This window comes from Streptomyces sp. NPDC044704 (genome assembly GCF_056433525.1).
In genome coordinates this window covers 39,246-54,323 of record NZ_JBWKGY010000030.1, presented here as the reverse complement: position 1 = coordinate 54,323, position 15,078 = coordinate 39,246, and the positions used below count along the sequence as shown (strand labels likewise).

Sequence of the window (15,078 nt, the reverse complement as noted above, 5' to 3'; positions counted from 1 at the left end):
TCCCCCGTCGGGTGCTTCAGGTGCGGTGAACTGGGCGGCCGGGGCCTCGCGGGCCCCGGCCGCGGTGCGACTACGGCCGTGGTTTGGCCGGGCCGGCCGGGCGGGTGACGCGCCGGGCGACTCGCCCCGGCTGGGGCGTGGCCGGGTCCTTTTTCGGCAGCGGAGTGGGCGCCGCGGGGGTGGATGCCCCGGGGGTGGCCGGTGGCTGCATGCCCGGAACCGCGGTCGGCCCCTTGTCCGACAGTTTCGAGGCGTTCGGCTTGGAAGCAGGCTGCTTCGGAGCGCCGGGCGTCTTGGTACCGGAAACCCTCACGTTGGCACCAGGGGTCTTCGGTGCGATCGTGCCCGCCTTCGGGCCGGGGTTCTCGGTCGAGATCGCGCCGGCCCTGGGTCCGGGCGGAGCTGATGCCCTGGGGTTCGGCTCGATCTGCGCCAGACCGAGTTTGATCTGGGCTGCGGTCAGGTTGCGCATGCCCTCGTTGTGGAAGTCCTTGGCCTCCTGGAGCTTCTTCCCGACCTGAGCCTTCTTCGCGTCCTTCACCGCGGTCAGCTGATTGCGCACCTCACCCGCCCGGGCACGTGCCGCGACGGCGCTTCGCTTCGTCGCGGCTATGCCGCGGGGGATGCCCACGGGCGCACCGAGCGTGGCCATGAAGGCGAACTTGCCTGCCTTCGCTCCGTACTTCGCGGTCACGGCCGCGGCCTTGCCCGTGGCCATGGTGGCCCGCCCACCACGGGTCTGGGACATCTTGTTCACGGCGGCATCCTGGAGGCGTTTCTTCAGGGCCCCCGTGGCCGCCTTCTTTCCCGCGACCTTGGCGGCCGTGGCCGTGCCACCGGTGCCGACGGCCGCTGCCACATTGGCGCCGAGTTTGGCCGCCGTCTTCAGGCGGCTCGACTTGCCGTTCCCCTGCGGCTTGCCCACCCAGGCGTCACGTGCGGTCTTGAGGCCCTTGCCGATCGGACCGGTCACGCGCTCCGCTTCGCCGCGCGCGTCTCCCCACATCTGCTTCACGTCGGGAGTGAGCCCCGTGTCCGGGCTGGTGAAGACGGAGCTACGGGCTCCGCCGACTCGGGCGGCGGCGAGCTTGCGGTTGAGGTTGACGGCGATGCTCTGCGCGGTCTGCTTGATGCGCTTGTGGCCGGCCAGTCCGGCGACGGCGGCGACGTCGATGACGATGAACTTGACGGCCAGGACATCGCCGGTATCCGCATCGATGAGCGCGAGGATGATGACGATGAACATGGCCATGAACAGGATTGCGAGGATGACACCGAGGAGGGCCTTGACGACCGCGGAGACCCATCGCCACAGGGACGCCCGGCCGCCTCCGGGCAGGATGCCGACACACAGCGCCCAGTGGCCGCGGATGGCCTCGAACGCCAGCCAGCCCTGCGAGGTGAGGAACCCGCCGGTCACGAGCACCATGAGGATGGCCACGATGACGGCGGCGATCGCGACGAACAGGGCGCTGAACGCGAGGTCCGGGGAGGCGCGCTTGGCTTTGGGCTTCATGTCCCCGCACGCGGATTCGAACTTCTTCGCGGAGTCGGTCAGCGCTCCGACGTAGTTCGTGTCGTAGATGGAGTCCGCGAGGCCGGCTTCCCAGTAGTTCATCCCCAGCTCGCCCAGCCTGAACTCCGCGAGCTTGAACTCACGGAAGGCCTGGTCACAGGAATCCTTGAAGGTGGTTCCGTAGACCATGAGCTGGTTGGGTTTGACGATGAACGCGTCGACCAGGGCGTTGGTGATCGGCTTGGCCACGTTGTCGGGATCGGCGCAGCCCTGGGATTTCGTGGGATCGCCGGCTAGTACAACGGTGGCGACCTCGAGCGTGAAGCACTTGGCCGTGCCGACCATTCCCTCCTCCGACAGGAGCATGGTCGAGCCCGTCGGTTGAGTCTGGTCGTGGTTGCCGAGCAGCACCTGGGTGGGCGAGACCAGAACCGTGGTGGTCAGCGCGGCGATGACCAGGGACACCCCGATCTCGGCGAAGCCGCGCGAACGCTCCTTGAACAGGATCACCCAGCCGGCATAGGCGCCCGCGAAGAGCAGGAAGAGCCCGGGCAGTCCCAACTTGTCGATGACCTGGTACTTGATCGCGTTGGCGATGGTCTCGACCGGAGCGACGAGGATCTCCGCCAGGCCGAAGTTCAGAGCCCATTTGATCAACCAGCAGGTGAAGCCGACGATCCACTTCGTGAGTCCGAAGAGCAGCTGGGCGACGATGTTCCAGATCTTGAGGTCGATGTCCTTCCAGCCGCCGGTGTCCGTCTTCACCGTGTAGGCGGAGATCGGTACGTCTTTCTTGTCCGTGACGTTGAAGGGCTGCAGGATGCCGTCGCTGGCGTCCTTCTGCTTCTTGCCCTCGACGACCGTCGGCTTGGCCGCCGGCGCGCTCACCGCGGGCCCGCAGGCGGTGAGCCCGATGGTGAACAGGGCAAGCAGGAGCGTGATCAGAGCGAGACGGCTCCTCCGGCCCGCCCGCTTGCGCGCGGTCCTCATGTGAGGGCTCCGTCCGCCACCGGGGCGAGCTCCGCGTCCTCGTCGTCCGCCGCGTCGGCCTGGCCCGGGGTGGTGTAGATCGCGGCGGCCGCGTTCTCGTCCGCCGGGATCAGCACCTTCAGGCCCGCGATGCGCTTGCGCAGGTCTCGGTACAGGCATTCACCGGCCCTCATGAAGCGTTCGGCGTCGCTGACGTTGAGGGGGCTGAGGTTTTCGGTGATGAGCTTGAGCATCTCGCCGTCGGCCGGGTCCAGGTCGAGGAACTCCAGGCAGCGGGCGGCGAGCGCCTTGCCGCGGTGGCGGAACACGAAGATGTGGCTGAGCAGGGCCCGGATCTTGTCGCCGACCTCGTTCTTCGGACCGATGTCGTACGGGTCGTGGCTGCCCGCGAAGGCGCCGGCGTTGTGCTTGCGGCCGTCGGCGATCATTTCCAGCAGGAGGCCGGAGCCTTCGGCCGAACTCGTCAGCCACCAGCACTCGTCGAGGAAGACGCCGGCGAACTCGCTCGAGTCGGCGAAGGCGATCTCCCGGCACAGCGCCGTCATCAGGTACATGAGCCGCCAGCCGAACCGCTTCTCGACCTCGAGGGACGGGAGCCGGTGCTCGGACAGCTCTTCCTTGGTCGGCAGACCGAGCCGGTCGACGGCGAAGACGATGCTGTCGGCGGCCGTGATCCGGACCACCGGCAGCGACGGGTCGAAGATGACCCGGCCCAGGTCCTTCTTCGCCAGCGAGCGCAGCTTGCGGACGAGGTCGGAGGCAGCGGCCCGCACCGCGGCGTCGTTCGGTTCTTCGGGGTCGGCGGTACGGGCCCGGTCGGCGAGCGTGTCGGTCAGTGAGAGCATGCTCGGCTGAGGCCCGAGGCGCGTGGCCTCGATCGCCTCGGCGAGGGTGATTCCCTCGATGCTCATCGAGCCGATGTCGAGGAGCGGGGTGAGGAAGCTTTCGGTGTAGCGGGCCGCACGAGGGCCGCGGAAGACCCGCAGGGGGTCCAGGGACACGCCGGCGTTCTCGTCGACGTTGATGATCTGCGTGGTGCCCGGGCACGCGTTCGCGAACCGGCTCCACTCCTGCTGCGGGGTGCGGTCGATGACCAGGGCGCGGCCGCGGGAGTTCTTCTGACCGGTCCGGTGGCCGGTGGTCAGGATCGAGTACATCGCGCACTTCATCGCGACGGACTTGCCGGAACCGAGCTCACCGACGAACGCGGCGGACGCGCTGGCGTTGACCCGCGGGCCGTGGGAGAAGTCCACGAGCACCGGGCGCACACCGCCGCCGTTGAGCTGGAGCCCGAAGAGGCTGCCGGAGTCGTCGCCGAGCCCGGCGCCGCAGAACGGCATGCTCATCGCGAAGTCGCGGGCGAGGAGGTACTGGGTGTAGTCGAGCATCGGCCGGGGCGTCTTGATCCCGGGCAGCATGCCGTGGAACAACGCGACCTGGTCACCGGTGGGCCGCACGAGGGTGTAGTCGTTGCCGCCGAAGTGGTTGGCCAGGGACGTGGCCCGCTCGTCCGCCTCCTCGGCGGTCTCCCCCCATACACAGGTGGCGACGGAGGCACGGATCTCGACCTCGGTCGAGGACGCGGTGAGGCGGTCGCGGTACTGGTCCAGCGCCAGGCTCGCCTTGTCGAGGGAGGCGGGCACCCCGGAGGTCTCGCCGTCGTACTCGCCCCTCTGGTGGGCGAGTTCGCGCTGCTGGCGGCGGCTCTTCGGTTCGGCTTTCGCCCCGGACTCCACATGGAGCCGCACCGCCCAGTCGACGGGGAAGTTGAAGTCGTCCAGGGCGGCCAGGTACTCGCTGCCGGGGAACCGGAAGGCCTCCGGCATCTCCGCGAGCATGCAGAACGCCTGGTACGAGTCGCCGAACTCGGTCGTCGCGCGCATGTAGCGCCGCTTGAACGGGTTGGTCGGGCCCTTGGAGGGCCGGTTGCCGCGTCCTCCCTCGTCCAGGATGACCTGGGTGTGGGCGGTGACGGTGTGGCCGCGGCCCCGCAGGGCCCGGGGGGCCCCGTCCTCCGGGAGGAGGGGTTCGCTCACACCCCGCCGGGCGCTGTGACCGTAGATCCACAGGATCTCCGCCTCGGTGGCCGGCCGCATCCTGATTCCAGAGGGCCAGCCCGCGGCCAGGCGGGTGGCCTGCTCCAGGCGCTGCCGCTCCTCTGACACGGGTATCGGGCCCACGGGCAGACCGAGCGTCCCCAAGACCTCGGCCTGGAGGGAGGAGATGACGGCCCGGGCGCTCTGCTTGAGGTCGTTGTGGGCCAGCGGGACGGCGAGGAAGTCGACGCGGCCGGAGAGTTCCAGGTCCTGGAGCTGGTCCAGGACTTTCAGCGCCAGGTCGACGTACTCGGGGGACTGGTCGAGGTCGACGCCGGCGGTCATGCGGGTGACGACCGAGGCGGCATCGACACTCGGGCACAGGCTGAGCAGCAAAGCCTCGCCGCGCAGGGACTTGAAGAGCGCCTCCAGGGAGTCGAGCCGCTCACGCTTCGTCGACTTGCTGGCATGCGTGTAGTTCTCGGTGTCGACGCGCCACACCGCCCACACGGTGGCGGCGGTGGTCCAGATCAGGTGGCCGCTGATGTGCCGGACGGGGAGACGCATGATGCTCTGCTTTCTCTGCGGATGATGGCGTTGAGCCGGCTGGTCAGCGCTCGTCGAGTGAGGCGAGGAGGGCCTGCAGCCCGGTCTTGGGCTGCGGCCGGCCATCGGTCCCAGCAGCCGCCGGGGAGGTCGGACGGACCCGCTCCGGTGTGGCGGAGGCCTTCGTGTCCGGTACGGGAGCGGGCTCGACGACCTTGGCGGCTGGGGCCGGGGCCACCGCCGGGGCCGGCCGTTCGTCGGACCGGACGCGCACCGTGCAGGTGGCGGACGCCAGTCGTGGACGAACGACCCGCTGTGGCTGGCCGGCCAGCCGGCCCTGGACCGGGGTGGAGGAGTAGGTGAGCAGGCTCCGGAGCGCCCGGGCCGGGTCGCGCCCGTCGAGACGCGCGTAGCGCAGCACCCAGGCCAGACCCCACGGGACCGAGGCCATGAGGACGAAGTTCATCACGCCGAAGTGGGCCCACAGGTCCCTCGTCATGACGAGAAGCCCGAAGGTGACCACCATCGTCATGACCTGCGTGATCGTGTACGGCCCTCCCGGGAGCCGGCCGGCCCCCGGGAGTTTGCCGATGACCAGGGGGTGCTTGCGGGCTCGTGTGTACGAGTGCCCGATCAGCTCCTCCTCCGAGGCACTCATGACAGCTGCCGGTCCCCACCCGTCAGCCCGGCGGCGTCGCCGGTGACGTGGACGACGGAGACCGGGGCCCCATTGTCGGTGATCTCGGATCCGACCTTGCCCTGGAGGACGCCGAGGTTGCTGATGCCCCACAGGACCAGTGCGGACAGGACGAAGGCGACGAGAGTGCCGACGAAGGACCGGGTCTTCCACCACGCCATCAGCACGGCGATGACCGCCATGACGCCGGCCACGGCCATGATGAGCGCCTTGACTTGGCCGGTCTTCGTGTTGGCCCAGTCGAGGACATCGCCGGCGAGGACGACGTGGTCGGGATTGGCCAGGGTGTTCATGAACGGTTCCTCTTTCTTCAGGAGCTCGACGGCGAGGGCGATTTGCCCACGGCGCCGGGGGTCGGGGTGACGTGCGGCGCCGCGGACGGCGCACTGCTCGGGCGGACGGCCGGGGCATCGTCGATGGACGAGACCTCCCAGCGGCCCGCGCGTGACTTGAGAGTGAGCGCGTAGCTCAGGGAGACGGGTGCTCCGGTCTGTTCCGTGGCGGTGATCTGCACCAGCTGGTGCAGCACCGTGCCGTCGGCGGGCACCTTCTGCTGCCCGTTCTCGCGGGAGTCGTCCTGGACGCCGGTGACCTTGACCGTGGCGTACGGCGACGGGTTGATGGCCTGGAGGTGCACGCCCGGGGACGTGTACCGGTCGAGTTCTGCCGTGCCGGTGAGGTAGGCGGTCAGGAAACCGTGTGCGGTCTCGACCGCCGGGTCCGTGCCGCTGGAGCCGCGGTCGGATCCGTACGCCAGCTCGCCGGGCTGGAGTGCGGCGGGGGCGGCGACCTGAGCCGGCAGGGACGTCGCCGTGTACCCGGTCACGGTTTCCGCCGGCTTGCCCGTACCGCCGGCCACCGCCGGGCCCGTCGCGTGGATGCCGACACGGAAGTACTGCACTCCCTGCCGCTTGGTCTTGCCCTTGTCGTCCTGGGCGGTGACGTCGGCGGCCACGGTGATCGACCAGTAGCCCGGTTGTACCTCCCGGGACGCGATCACGGTCGACTGGGTGGCCGTCCGGGTGCCGGGCTTCACCGACAGCGAGATGGAGCCGGAGAGGAACGGCGCCAGATCGCGCTCCGTGCCCTGGCCGGCCTGGAGGTAGGCGGCGACGAACAGCTCGGCGAATCCGGCGGGACCGACCGGTGACGCCGGAGTCGGAGCCGCGACCGGCTTGGTGACTCCCTGGGCCGGTGTGGACGAGACGAGGAACGCCAACCCACCTAGGACCGGTCCGGATACCACGACCGCCCAGGCGACGATGCGGACCAGGCTGGTGATCCCGGACAGGTGCGCGGTGCTCGTCTTCCACCCGGTCGCGACCGCGTCGGCCGCCTCTTCCTGTGGCGCGTCGATCTCCTGCTCCGGGACCTCCGCCTCGACGGTCTGCTTCTTGCCGCCCTTTCGCTGACGCCGTACCCGCTTCACGAGGCGCTCCGCTGGGCCTGCGCGGTCAGGACGGTCGAGATGCGCTCCTTGAGTTCATCGGGTGTGCGGGCGACCAGGACGTCCCAGGACGCCAGCGCGGACTCCGACTCCTTGGTGAGGAAGGCACGCATCTGCTCGTGCAGTGTGCGGTCCATCGGCCGGCTCACCAGCGCGGCGGCGATCTTGGTCAGCTGACGGGAGGCGCGTGCGACGCGGGCCTCGTCGGCGTCGAGGAGCTGTCGGCCGGTGCCGGCCGGGGGCGTCGTGGTCACGTCGGGTCTCCCGGAGTCGCGAAGGGTGGAGGGGGGCTGAGGTGGGGCGGTGCCGCAGTGGGCGGGGGTTTCGGTTGCTACAGGTGTCGAAGGAGCGGCCGGTGTGACAGTGGGCCCGAAGTTTCTTCGAACGGCTTTCACAGCGGCCGCTTCAGGAGTGAACCGGCCGCCGTCGCGGCGGGATTCAGGCGACGGCCCGGTACTGGGCGAGGTCCGCCTTCGTACGCAGCGTCCGGACGGCGCGGCTGGCGTGCTGCCGCAGCAGGGCACCCTCGTGGCCCATGGACCGTGTGGTCATGTGCTGCTGCTCGGGACGGACCGAGGCGGACAGGTAGTAGCGGGCGATGCGCTGTGCCTCGATCCCTTTCAGCGCGCCGATCTCAAGCGCCCACAGCAGCAGATCGAGGACTTCAGTCCGTGTCTCGTGACGGGACAGAGCAGGCTCGTCGGCGTCGACGAGCTCCATCTGCGCCGCGCGCACCAGCAGGTCCGCGAGCTCGACCTTGTCGTGGGGAGTCTCCGGGTCCGCGCTGGAGACGACGTGGCCGTAACGGCTGTGGCATTCGGCCTCCGCGAGAGGGGCGACGCGGGCGGCAACGTCCCGGGCCTCGTCCCCTTCGTCGAAGTGGGCGGCCAGGGTGCGCCGGGTCAGCTGGAGGGTGTCGAGGGCGAGGTTGTTGTAGATGCGGTGCGGCCGCCGGTCGAGCGGGTAGGTGCGCACGACCTCGTAGGCCGCGCCGAAGACGGCCGCGCAGACGTCATCCCACGGCAGCCCGGTCCGGCGCTGCGACTTGGCCATCAGGACCGCCTTGGGCATCAGTATCCGTACCGCGATCCGCCAGGCGAGGTGCCCGTCGAAGCCCTCGCCGCCGACGCGTTCGACCAGCAGGCGCATGACGCGGTCGTGGCTGTCGAAGTCGCCGCGGCGGTAGTGGGCGGTGACCGTGTCGACGATGTCCTGGGGGCCGGTGGCACCGGCGAGGACCGGGTACTGATGTGCCCACTCGGCGACCCGGTCGACTGCGCGGAGGTCGTGGCACAGCACGTCCCAGTCGCGGTTCATCAGGGTGATCGTGTTGTAGCGGGTCACGGACTCGGAAGAGTCGAGCTCCGCGTCGAACTGGGAGGTGGCCATGCCGGGTCCGTCCTTTCGTCATCTGGACTCGATGGCGCTCACACTCCCCGGGGCCCCCTTGACCGCGGTCTGACGGCGGTGCGAGGGCCGGTGGTCAAGGGGAAACGGGCCTGGACGTCCGGTCGTCCGGCTGGGCAAGGGGTGACGGGTCAAGGGGCGGATGTGGCGGCGGACGCACTGGACCCGCCGGTGCCGACGAGTCCGGTGCGCCGCCCCCGCACCGGTCGCCCTGATGTACCTCGGTCCGCCGCATCGGCATCCGCACCCGGCTGCGGCCACCCGCGGACATCCGCACCGGATGCGCCGGTCTCGGCAGGGCCGCACCTGGGCGGTGGGGAGGGTGCGTCCCGGCATCAGCCTTCGTCGCCGCGCTCCGCGGAACCACGGCGGATTCCCACGATCCGGTCCGGAGGCCCCTTGACCAGACCTCTGGTCAAGGGGTGCGAGGTCCGTAGTGGCCCTGGTCAAGGGGGTGCCACGCACCTGGTCAAGGGGTGGCCGGCAGGCCGACTTCCCGGGCCCGGAATCAGGTCAAGGGGTCGGGAGAGGGCGAGGCACCGCCGTCACCTCACGCGGATGCCGAGTGCCCGTGTCCGAAGCGGCCCGCGCCCAGGCCAGTGGGAAGCCGCGGTCGGCCGGGAAGGGTGCAGCGGTGGTACGGAGCGGTATCGCACCGGGCTCAGGGACCGGTGCACCCGATGCACCACTTCGATGAGTGCCATCGGGTGCGTCCTGACGATGCGGATGCAGCCGGTGCCCAGGGGTGCGGCAGGCACATGGAATGTTCGCGGGGATGTTCACGGTGCAGGCCTCTTACGGCATCGGCATCGGCACCGGCATCGCACTGCCCGGGCGGCACGCGGGCCCTTCCCGCGGCCGCACGGAGAACGCCGAGGCGGACGAAATGCGGCTGCCGAGGACACGCCCTCTAGGCTTGGCCGCATGACGATGACGGAGGGTCAGAGGACGGAACAGGGGCGGCAGGGGTGGAGGCCGGACCGTCTGCGCGAGCAGAGGGAGGCCCACGGCCTGACCTTGGAGGAGACAGGTGAACGGCTCCGCGAGCTTGCCGAGCCCGCCGGGCTCGCTGGCGTCCGCGCCGCGAACCCGCTGACTTCGTGGCAGCACGAGCAAGGCGTGGTCTATCCGGACCCGCACCACCGCCGCGCCTACTGCCTCCTCTACCGGGCGACAGAAACGGACTTGGGATTCCGGGAGGTGCTGCCGGGCGAGGAGGTCTCCGGCACACTCACGCCGACGGACGACAGCCCCAACGGCGCGCACGCCCTGTCTGTAGAGCGGGCGATTCGCGCCCTCGTGCCAGGCAGCGAGGACGACGACCCTCACGGTCTCCAGCGCGGGATCATCGAGGCGTGGCAGCGCCGGCACACCGGTGGCGACCCCCACCGCCCGGTGTTGATCCTGATCGGAGGCTACGCGGGATCCGGGAAGACCGAACTCGCCCGCTTCCTGGTCCAACTCACCGGCTGGCCGCTGCTCGACAAGGACCCGCTGACCCTTCCGCTCGTGGAGAAGCTGCTGATCGCGCTCGGGGGAGATCCGAACGACCGCCACACGGACCTCTATCGGACGCAGGTCCGGCCCGTGGAGTACGACTGCCTGATGCGGTCCGCCATGGCCAACATCCGATGCGGCATCAGCACGGTGCTCTGCGCACCCTTCGTTTCGGAGCTGACGGACCCGGCGTGGATGGCAGGGCTCACCCGGCGCGCCGCGTCCCTGGGGGCCGACGTCCACCCGATCTGGGTGCGTTGTGACGAGGAGTCGATGCGAGAGCATGTCGCCTTCCGCGCCGACGACCGGGACGCCTGGAAGCTGGAGCACTGGGACGAGTACATGGCCACGCTCGACCTGGAGCTGCGCCCGGCCGTGCCGCACCAGGTCATCGACAACCGGCGGGGCACGGCGGTGACACTCGCGGACCAGGCCCGCCAAGCGATCGGGACGATGTACGCCTGAGCCGGCTCAGGCCGGCCCTACCGGTTACGGCCTGCCGCCCGGAGGTACCCGCGCCGGGACAGGAGCGGCCGGGTGCGGGCCCCGCTGAGCCGTTCACGGCGCCGGCCGGGAGCCGGGCCGCGCCAGGTCAGTCCCGGTCGTCGCTGCTTCCGCCGCCGAAGTTCAGCGTGTGCTCCAGCACGTCCTCCAGCGGGTCGTCGATCTGCCCGGTGTTGACCAGCGCCACCACCGGCGCGTTGTGCGAATCCCGGTGGTACTCGTCCGCGGCGGCCGTGCCGGCGGAGACGGCGGTGAGGGCGGCCACGAGGGCGCCCGTGATGATCTTCTTCATGCCCCGCCCAACGACACGGGGCCCCACAGGATGCGGATCCCGTCCGGGCCGGTCCGGCCGCTTCGGCCCGGGTCCTTCACCGGCTGTCAGTGGGGTCGTGGATCATGTCCGGGTGACCGAACACACGCAGGACCGCCCGCAGGACACCGCTTCCGGCGACGCCGAGACCGGGATCTCCTGGCTCGCGGCGCCCCGCTGGATCCCCTACGGCGGGTACAACGTGGTGATGGCCCGCGGGCTGACACCGGACGCGCTGGTCGAGCGGCTCTCCGCGGCCGCCTGCTGGGCGGGGCCCGCCGTCGTCCACAGGGTGCCCGGCGAGCACACCGCCGAGGAGCTCGCGGACCTGGACGCCTTCGAGGTCGAGGAAGACGTGTTCCTGCGGTACGGCGAGCACGCCGGACTGTCGTTCGCGGTCATGTACGGCCCGTGGTGGGGCGAGTTCGGCGAGCTGGGTCCGGCCTCGGAGGGCGGGGCGCACGTCTTCCAGGTGGTGTTCGAGGAGGACAACGGCAAGCCCGTGCCGCCGTTCTTCGAGTACCACCACGACGGGCACCTCGCCTGCTCGTTCAACCTGCACCTGGACGGGTCATGGGGATACGACGGCGTCGACGGGGACCCGGCGGTGGCCGCGGAGGTGACGGCGGCCATCGCCGGGGCAGGACTGCCGGCCGGCGGCCGGGAAGGGTACGCGGGCGCGGAGGACGAAGAGCGCACGCGGCGCGCCCTGTTCGAGATCCTGGGGCGCCTCTTCGGTCTTTCCCTGCCGCGTGAGCGGATCCTCCGGGGGACCCTCGCCACGGCCGCCCTGACGCCCTGAGGGAGGCGGCGGCCCTGCGCTACGTACGCGGCTCCCAGCGGAACCTGCGGATCGCGATCCACGCGAACAGGGCCGTCCACACGACCGTCAGCGCGACCCGGCCCAGCGACGCGCCCACCGTCAGTTCGGCCGTCCAGCCCGAGCGGATCAGATCGACCGTCGAGGACAGCGGCGCGAACAGCAGGGCGTCGCCCAGCGCGTCGGGCAGCACCTCGCGGGGGATGTAGACCCCGGAGATCATCGGCAGGATGAAGATGGCCGGAAGCGTGGCGACCATCACGGACTCGACGGTCCGGCAGAGCGCCGCGGTCGCGGCCGCCATCGCCGTCATCAGCGCGACACCGGTGACGAGTCCGACGAGCGCCGCGAGCGGGGCCCGGGGAGCCGCGCCGAACATCACCGACAGCGCGGTGGTCACCACGACGATCTGCACCACGGAGATCGTCACGTACATGGACGCGCCGCCGGCGAGGATCACCGGGTCGGACACCTCTCCCGTCCGCAGCCGCTTGAGGACGAGCTCCTCCCTGCGAGCCACGTACAGGCCGGTGACGGACGAGTAGAGGGAGAAGATCAGCAGGGTCCCCGCGGCGGTGGACACCATGAGCGGTCCCGCGTTCAGTCCGTACTCGGCGAGGTCCAACTGGTCCTGCACGGCCCGCATCGCCATGAGGATCATCAGTGGTACGAACACCACGAACAGGTAGTTCGCCTTGATCCGGTTGAACAGCTTCCACTCGATGCGGAACAGAGCCTTCATGTGCCGTACGGCCGGAGCGTTCACGCGCCCTCCCCTTCCTGCCGGTGCCGTGCGTCCCCGGCGTCCCCGGCATCCCCGTTGTCGTCGTTGTCGTCGGTGTCGTCGTGCGTACCGGCGATCCTGATGAAGGCCTCTTCCAGGGAAGCCGGGCGCGCCGTGAACCGGTCCAGCACGACGTCGTTGTCCTCGGCCCAGGCCAGGAGCCGGGCGGCGTCCTTCTGCAGCCGGTCCGTCGTGACGGTCACCCGGCCGTCCTGCTGTTCCGCGGTCCCGCTGACGGGCAGGTCGTGCACGTTCCACCCGTCCGCGAGACCGAACGACAGCGTCGACGGATGATCGGCGACGATCTGCGAGACGGTTCCGGTACTGGCGATCCGCCCCCGGTGCATGATGGCCAGCCGGTCGGCGAGGGACTCGGCTTCTTCGAGGTAGTGCGTGGTCAGCAGGATCGTCGTGCCCTGCTCCCGCAGCTCCCGGACGAGCCGCCAGGTGGCGCGGCGGCCCTCGGCGTCCATGCCGGCCGTGGGTTCGTCGAGGAACAGCACCTCGGGGTGTGACAGCGTCGCGATCGCCAGGTCGAGGCGGCGCTTCTCGCCGCCGGAGAGGTTCTGCACCATCACGCCGGCCCGGTGGGAGAGTCCGGCGAGGTCGAGGGCCTGGGCGACGGGGCGGGGCCGGGAGACGAGCTGGGCCCACATCTCCACGCTCTCCCGCACCGTCAGGTGGGATATGAAACCGCCCTCTTGCAGCATCGCCCCGGTACGGGGCCGGATGCGGCCCCGGTCGGTGACCGGATCCAGTCGTCCGAACAGACGGACGTGACCGCGGTGCGGGGCGGCGAGACCCTCGAGGAGCTCGACGGTGGAGGTCTTGCCCGCGCCGTTCGTGCCCAGCAGGGCGAAGAGTTGGCCGGGGGCGACGCTGAAGCTGACACCGCGCACCGCGTCGAACGCGTTCTTGCCCCGCCCATAACGGCGCCACACATCGGTGGCTTGAATGTGACTGGTTTCTTCTTGGGTCATGCGCCCCTCCTCTAGAGCAATGCAGCGGAATGGATCCTTTCATGTCTCGCGCGCGGCGTGCCAGCAGCCGCCGGGTCATGCCGGCGGACGATTCGGAACCTCAAGTTCCGCCAAAATGAACTACCACCTGTGAACCTCAAATTCCGCGAAAATCGATCCATGTGACGGTCATCACTCGGCAAACACTTGATCAAGGCGCGTTCGACATTCATATACTTGCAACCAGCAACGAAGTGAGTGGGAATGACCGCCCGCCTTCGATGCTGAAGGGTTTTCCAAACAGGGGGAATTTCATGCTCACGGAGAAGGTAAACAAGAACGCCGCGCTCACGGGCCCGCTGGGTCCGAACGCGCCGGTGGGTGCCGTCGCGCCCGTCATGGCCACTCCCGCGTTGATCTTCACGCCGAGTGCCGGCAAGGCCACCGCGGTCGCTCTTGCCACCGCCGTCGGGTACGTGACCGCGAAGAAGTAAAGGTGAGGGCGGTGCCCACCCGGCGATCCTGAAGACCGCCCGGGTTCTCGGGCCCCTCCCGGCTTCCACCATGCCCCGCGGGCGGACGCGCCGGGCGCGGCCGCACCGGTGGCCGAAGCGTGTGCGGGCCGCTCCGCACGCCCTGCCTTCCCGCGCTTCCGTACTGCCTGCACCCATGGCCCGGCCCGGCTCCCGCCGGGACGCCGCTGCGCGCGGCGGTGAATTCCCGTGCCCTCATGGCGTTCAGGCCGATCATTTGTTAATCGATTCATCCGCCGGGCGTTGAAAACATATCCGCCCGGGGCCGATTTGGCGTGCACTTTCGCGGGTGAGAATTCTGCCGTCGGTAAATGAATCCCAAAGTATTCCCGCCTGCATTGATTATCGTGAAGGCGGGATGGTGAATGGCTCACCACATCACAAAAAACGAGAGGAACAGAGCTGTGCTTACTCAGAAGGTCAACTCGAACGCATCGCTTCAGGGGATTCTGAATGCGGGCGCCCCCGCCGGTGCCGCCGCTCCGGTCATGGCCACTCCGGCCATCTTCGCCACCCCCGTGATCGCCAAGACCGCCGGCTTCGTCGTCGGTGGCGCGGTGGTGACCGGCGCCGCCGCGGTGGCGTACAAGACCGCCACCGGCTGACACCGGAGTTCCTGACCACCACATCAGGGAGGGACCGCCCCAGCCGGGCGCAGGGCGAGCCACGGCACGCCGCCGGCCGCGGTCCCGACGAACCGGTTCTGGCAGACAGTCCAAGTGTCTGCCAGAACCGGAGCACTGTCCCATTTATCAGATTGCTGGAGGAAGTGCCATGTCTGTGCTCATCGAGAAGGTCAACGCGGGTGTCGGCCGGCACGTCGACGGCCCGGTCGCGCCCGTGATGGCGACCCCCGCCGCGTTCACGCTCGGCTTCGTCGGCGGCGCCAAGGCGACCGCCATCATCGTCGCCGCCGCCGGCGTCGGTGCGGCGGTCAAGGCCTGCCAGAAGTAGCCGGGCGAGGGGTGGGGAGTCTCCAGCGGTTCGAGGCTCCCCACCCCCGCAGCTCGCTCCACCCGTAGCGATCAGGAA

At 69.8% G+C, this 15,078-nt stretch carries 15 protein-coding genes; 5 read left to right on the top strand and 10 right to left on the bottom strand.

Annotated elements, in window-relative coordinates; all coding sequences use genetic code 11:
* Nucleotides 1–70: 70 nt before the first annotated feature.
* The 7 genes from AC07B0_RS37800 to AC07B0_RS37770 form a co-directional block, all read right to left on the bottom strand.
* Nucleotides 71–2,506 (bottom strand): hypothetical protein, encoded by a 2,436-nt coding sequence (locus AC07B0_RS37800; protein WP_478900276.1) that lies wholly within the window; start codon nt 2,504–2,506, stop codon nt 71–73.
* Complete coding sequence (locus AC07B0_RS37795; RefSeq protein WP_469383464.1) at nt 2,503–5,109, bottom strand: ATP-binding protein; 2,607 nt, start codon at nt 5,107–5,109, stop codon at nt 2,503–2,505. Before AC07B0_RS37795 ends, AC07B0_RS37800 begins: the two co-directional genes overlap by 4 nt.
* A gap of 43 nt (nt 5,110–5,152) precedes the next feature.
* Complete coding sequence (locus tag AC07B0_RS37790; RefSeq protein ID WP_478900275.1) at nt 5,153–5,746, bottom strand: hypothetical protein; 594 nt, start codon at nt 5,744–5,746, stop codon at nt 5,153–5,155.
* Nucleotides 5,743–6,078, bottom strand: coding sequence for a hypothetical protein (locus AC07B0_RS37785; protein ID WP_469383459.1), 336 nt, complete (start codon nt 6,076–6,078; stop codon nt 5,743–5,745). The genes AC07B0_RS37790 and AC07B0_RS37785 overlap by 4 nt, the downstream gene beginning before the upstream one ends.
* Nucleotides 6,079–6,095: 17 nt before the next feature.
* Entirely contained in the window at nt 6,096–7,214 is a 1,119-nt protein-coding gene (locus AC07B0_RS37780; RefSeq protein ID WP_478900274.1) for a conjugal transfer protein, read from the bottom strand.
* Nucleotides 7,211–7,486 carry a hypothetical protein gene (locus AC07B0_RS37775; RefSeq protein WP_467299605.1) on the bottom strand — a complete coding sequence of 92 codons (276 nt, stop codon included), beginning with the start codon at nt 7,484–7,486 and terminating at the stop codon, nt 7,211–7,213. The genes AC07B0_RS37780 and AC07B0_RS37775 overlap by 4 nt, the downstream gene beginning before the upstream one ends.
* A gap of 184 nt (nt 7,487–7,670) precedes the next feature.
* The gene (locus AC07B0_RS37770) at nt 7,671–8,621 is read right to left on the bottom strand and encodes a hypothetical protein (RefSeq protein WP_478900272.1); all 951 of its coding nucleotides are present in this window, start codon (nt 8,619–8,621) and stop codon (nt 7,671–7,673) included.
* 942 nt (nt 8,622–9,563) lie between these two features.
* On the opposite strand from AC07B0_RS37770, the gene AC07B0_RS37765 reads away from it, so the two are divergent.
* Entirely contained in the window at nt 9,564–10,601 is a 1,038-nt protein-coding gene (locus AC07B0_RS37765) for a P-loop nucleotide/nucleoside kinase family protein (protein ID WP_478900270.1), read from the top strand.
* 127 nt (nt 10,602–10,728) lie between these two features.
* Here AC07B0_RS37765 and AC07B0_RS37760 read toward each other — a convergent pair whose 3' ends face one another.
* The gene (locus AC07B0_RS37760; protein WP_469383450.1) at nt 10,729–10,932 is read right to left on the bottom strand and encodes a hypothetical protein; all 204 of its coding nucleotides are present in this window, start codon (nt 10,930–10,932) and stop codon (nt 10,729–10,731) included.
* Nucleotides 10,933–11,044: 112 nt separating this feature from the next.
* Between AC07B0_RS37760 and AC07B0_RS37755 the strand changes: the two genes are divergently transcribed.
* Nucleotides 11,045–11,752, top strand: a complete 708-nt coding sequence (locus tag AC07B0_RS37755) for a hypothetical protein (protein WP_469383448.1) — start codon at nt 11,045–11,047, stop codon at nt 11,750–11,752.
* Nucleotides 11,753–11,771: 19 nt separating this feature from the next.
* Here AC07B0_RS37755 and AC07B0_RS37750 read toward each other — a convergent pair whose 3' ends face one another.
* Nucleotides 11,772–12,536, bottom strand: a complete 765-nt coding sequence (locus tag AC07B0_RS37750) for an ABC transporter permease (RefSeq protein ID WP_469383444.1) — start codon at nt 12,534–12,536, stop codon at nt 11,772–11,774.
* Nucleotides 12,533–13,534, bottom strand: coding sequence for an ABC transporter ATP-binding protein (locus AC07B0_RS37745; protein ID WP_478900268.1), 1,002 nt, complete (start codon nt 13,532–13,534; stop codon nt 12,533–12,535). The genes AC07B0_RS37750 and AC07B0_RS37745 overlap by 4 nt, the downstream gene beginning before the upstream one ends.
* 293 nt (nt 13,535–13,827) lie before the next feature.
* Here AC07B0_RS37745 and AC07B0_RS37740 point away from each other — a divergent pair, with 293 nt between their 5' ends.
* The 3 genes from AC07B0_RS37740 (at nt 13,828) to AC07B0_RS37730 (ending at nt 15,000) form a co-directional block, all read left to right on the top strand.
* Nucleotides 13,828–14,007 carry a hypothetical protein gene (locus AC07B0_RS37740; RefSeq protein WP_356882289.1) on the top strand — a complete coding sequence of 60 codons (180 nt, stop codon included), beginning with the start codon at nt 13,828–13,830 and terminating at the stop codon, nt 14,005–14,007.
* 443 nt (nt 14,008–14,450) lie between these two features.
* A complete protein-coding gene (locus tag AC07B0_RS37735; protein WP_356882287.1) occupies nt 14,451–14,651 on the top strand; it encodes a hypothetical protein in 201 nt (66 codons plus the stop codon).
* Nucleotides 14,652–14,820: 169 nt separating this feature from the next.
* On the top strand, nt 14,821–15,000 hold the full coding sequence (locus tag AC07B0_RS37730; RefSeq protein WP_356882285.1) for a hypothetical protein: 180 nt from the start codon (nt 14,821–14,823) through the stop codon (nt 14,998–15,000).
* Nucleotides 15,001–15,078: the final 78 nt, after the last annotated feature.